The sequence below is a fragment of the Mesorhizobium sp. genome, from assembly GCF_017306585.1.
Lineage (GTDB): Bacteria > Pseudomonadota > Alphaproteobacteria > Rhizobiales > Rhizobiaceae > Mesorhizobium.
This window is the reverse complement of the sequence record NZ_JAFKIC010000342.1, coordinates 1-3,342: the sequence shown is the minus strand read 5'-3', so window position 1 is coordinate 3,342 and position 3,342 is coordinate 1. Positions and strand designations below refer to the sequence as shown.

The window sequence follows — 3,342 nt, the reverse complement described above, 5'->3', positions numbered from 1 at the left end:
AACCGTCCGAGCCCATCACATAGATCTGCGCGCGGCCGCCGCGGTCGGAGGTGAAGACGATCTTGCTGCCGTCTGGCGAGTAGGAAGGCGAGGTGTCGATAGCCGTCGAATTGGTCAGCCTCGTCGTCGAGCGGCTGCGCAGATCCATGGCGAAGATGTTGGAATTGCCGTCGTCGCGCAGCAGGCTCATGATCACCTTCTGCCCGTCGGGCGAGAAGCGCGGTGCGAATGTCATGCCCGGGAAATTGCCGACCAGTTCGCGCTGCCCGGTCTCGATCTGCAGCAGATAGACCTTGGGCTGCCCGCTTTCATAGGACATGTAGGTGATTTCCTGCCGGTTCGGCGAGAAGCGCGGCGTCAGCACGATCGAGCGGCCGTCCGAGAGATAGCGCACATTGGCGCCGTCCTGGTCCATGATGGCGAGACGCTTCTTGCGGGCATTCTTGGCCCCGGACTCGTCGATGAACACGACGCGCGTGTCGAAATAGCCCTTCTCGCCGGTGATCTTCTCATAGATCGCATCGGCGATGATGTGGGCAACGCGGCGCTGATTGGCGTCGTTTGCGAAAAACTGCTCGCCAGCCAGCTGCGTGTTGCCGAAGATATCCCACAGCCGGTACTGGGCACGGATGCGGCCATCCGCTTCCTTGCTGACGCTTCCGGTCACCAGTGCCTGCGCGTTGATGACCTTCCAGTCCTCATAGCGGGGGGGCGAGTCGGGGTTCGTGATCTTTTCGACAAAGGCCGCCTTGTCGATCGGCGCGAACAGTCCTGACCGTTTCAGATCGGCTGTGACGATTGCCGATATCTGCGCTCCGAGCTCTCCCTGAAAATCGGGGATGGCGATCGGCATCGGCTCGACATTGCCTTTGTTGACATTGAGCTCGAGGGTTGCCCGAGCAGGCAAGGTGGCGACAGAAATTATGCCCATCGCCATCGCGGCGACCATCAGGAGCGGCTTGAGGATGGATTTCATGTCTTCTCGCTTCTCTTGCTGATTTTTGGGTGCTCAGGCTAAAGGCCAAGCATCGCTCTTGGATCGAAGTTGACGCGAACGTCAGACCAAATGTCTTGCTTCCCTGCGGGAACCTGCAATCCGGCAACGTCACATTTCTGCACGGCGCGAACCGCGCTTGCGTCGAATTGCGGGTTGCCGCTGGACTTTTCGACAGTCGGGCGGCCTTCCAGCTTGCCCGAGGCGTTCAGGTTGAAGCGGATGACCACGGTGAAATCCTCCGACCCTTCGAGGCCGACCGGAAGGGTCCAGCAATGACCGAGCTGATCTTCCAGCGCGCCTTGCTCGGATTTTGAGAGCTTCTGGCCCTGATCCTTGTCGCCGCCGAGCGAGGCCTGCTGGGTCGAGCGCTTGGCGCCGCCTCCGGAAGGCTTCTGCTTGTCCAGCAGCGCTGAAATCTGATCGGCATTGAACTGCTTGTCTTCCGACTTCGGCTTCGACGACGCTTCCTTGACCGGCTTGTCGGCGTCCTTGCGGTCCGGCGCCTTGGCGCTTTCAGCCTGCGCCGGCTGCGGTTGCGGTTTCGGCCGTGCTTCCGGTGCGGGCGCGGAGTCCGGAAGCTGGGCTTCGTCGGGCTGGTTCTTGTCGATCGCCTGAGCGACGGCGTCGGGCTTGACGGCGGGTGTCGGCTCGATGGCCGCGGTCTTGTCCTGCTGCGGCGGCGTCGGGGTCGGCTCCTTGGCCGGCGTCGGCTTGGGCTCGGTCTGCTTGACGGGCTCGGGCTTGACCTCTTCCTTGGGCTGCGGCGCGGGCGCCACTTCCGTTGCCGGAACCGGCTTGGGCTTTTCCTGCGGCTTCGGCACGTCCTCGGTCGACGGCTTTTCCTTCGGCGTCGGCGCCGGCGGCGGAGCCGAGGTCATATCGACGGGTTTCGGCTTGGCTTCAGGCGTTACGGGCTTGTCGGTGTCAACGGTGTTTTCACCGACCTTCTGGGCATCCGGCACGATATCGGGACGCTTGGTGGGGGTCGGCGCCGGCTTTTCATGCATCACGGCCTTCTTGTCGCCCTGCAGCGTCTGCGCGATGGCTTCCATCGGCACGATGTCGACCGCGACCGACTCCACGTCGGCCGACGGCAGCGCGGCCGGCGCCGACAGCGTGAACAGGCCGAAGGCCAGCACCGCCGCGTGCAGGATCACCGATGTGGTGAGGCCGGTCCTCATGTCGCGTCTACTGATCCTGTTCCTGCAGTGAAACCAGGCCCATGTTCTTGTAGCCAGCCGCGTTGATGCGGGCCATGACCTTCATCGCCGTGCCATAGTCGGTCGACTTGTCGCCGCGAATGAAGATGCGCTCGTCGTAGCCGGTCTTGGAGATCGCCTGCAGCTTGGCCACCAGATCATCCATCGCGATTTCGGTGTTCTGCAGATAGATCTTGCCCTGGGCGTCGATCGAGACAGTGATCGGCTGGGTATCGGCGTTCATGGCCTTGGCCTGCGTGTCGGGCAGGTCGACCGGCACGCCGACCGTCAGCATCGGCGCCGCGACCATGAAGATGATCAAGAGCACCAGCATGACGTCGACCATCGGCGTGACGTTGATTTCCGACATCAGCGCATGGTGACGGCCGCGCCGTCTATGGCCTCGCCCGCCACGTCCACCACCTGCGCCTACAGACATTCCCATGATCGTCCCTCAGGCCTTCGGCGCTACTTTTTCATCGATTTGGCGCGAGAGTATGGCGGAGAACTCGTCGGAGAACCCTTCCATGCGCACCGCGATCTTGCTCGCGTCCGATGACAGCTTGTTGTAGGCGATGACGGCCGGAATGGCCGCCAGCAGGCCGATGGCGGTCGCCAGCAGCGCTTCGGCGATGCCGGGCGCGACAACCGCGAGGCTGGTGTTCTTGGAGCCGGCGATGGCCTGGAACGAGGTCATGATGCCGATGACGGTGCCGAACAGGCCGATGAAGGGCGCCGCCGAACCGGTGGTTGCGAGGAAGCCCAAGCGGCCCTCCAGCTTCTCCATTTCGCGCGTCAGCGCCAGGTCCATGGCCTTGTCGATGCGGGTCTGCAGCCCGAGCGGCGACTTGGCGCCCTTCTCAAAGCTCTTCTTCCATTCGCGCATGGCGGCGACGAAAATGGCGCCCATGCCCGTCGTCTTGCGGTCGGCGAGCGTGCGGTAGAGCTCCTCCAGCGACTGCCCGGACCAGAACACCTGCTCGAAGCGGTTGAGCGCCAGCCGCATGCGGCCGTAGGAGACGAGCTTGTCCACGATGATCGCCCAGGTCCACACCGAGGCGCAGAGCAGCCCGATCATGACCAGCTTGACCACCCAGCTGGCCTGCATGAACAAGGCCCAAATCGACAATTGCGCGCCCGGTTCGG

The 3,342-nt window shown here is 63.3% G+C and carries 4 protein-coding genes; all 4 read right to left on the bottom strand.

Features of this window, described 5'->3' with window-relative positions:
• On the bottom strand, positions 1-976 hold a 976-nt coding region (tolB, locus tag J0I79_RS34435; RefSeq protein WP_292870457.1), incomplete at its 3' end, for a Tol-Pal system beta propeller repeat protein TolB.
• Positions 977-1,014: 38 nt separating this feature from the next.
• A complete protein-coding gene (locus J0I79_RS34430; protein WP_292870454.1) occupies positions 1,015-2,178 on the bottom strand; it encodes a TonB family protein in 1,164 nt (387 codons plus the stop codon).
• Between the two features lie 7 nt (positions 2,179-2,185).
• Complete coding sequence (gene tolR / locus J0I79_RS34425) at positions 2,186-2,641, bottom strand: protein TolR (RefSeq protein ID WP_292870451.1); 456 nt, start codon at positions 2,639-2,641, stop codon at positions 2,186-2,188.
• A 9-nt stretch (positions 2,642-2,650) separates the two neighbouring features.
• The gene (tolQ, locus tag J0I79_RS34420) at positions 2,651-3,325 is read right to left on the bottom strand and encodes a protein TolQ (protein WP_292870460.1); all 675 of its coding nucleotides are present in this window, start codon (positions 3,323-3,325) and stop codon (positions 2,651-2,653) included.
• Positions 3,326-3,342: the final 17 nt, after the last annotated feature.

Excerpts from the sequence above, each read along its gene's own strand:
- J0I79_RS34430 (WP_292870454.1), bottom strand. The coding sequence starts at position 2,178 with ATGAGGACCGGCCTCACCACATCGGTGATCCTGCACGCGGCGGTGCTG.
- tolR (WP_292870451.1), bottom strand. The coding sequence starts at position 2,641 with ATGGGAATGTCTGTAGGCGCAGGTGGTGGACGTGGCGGGCGAGGCCAT.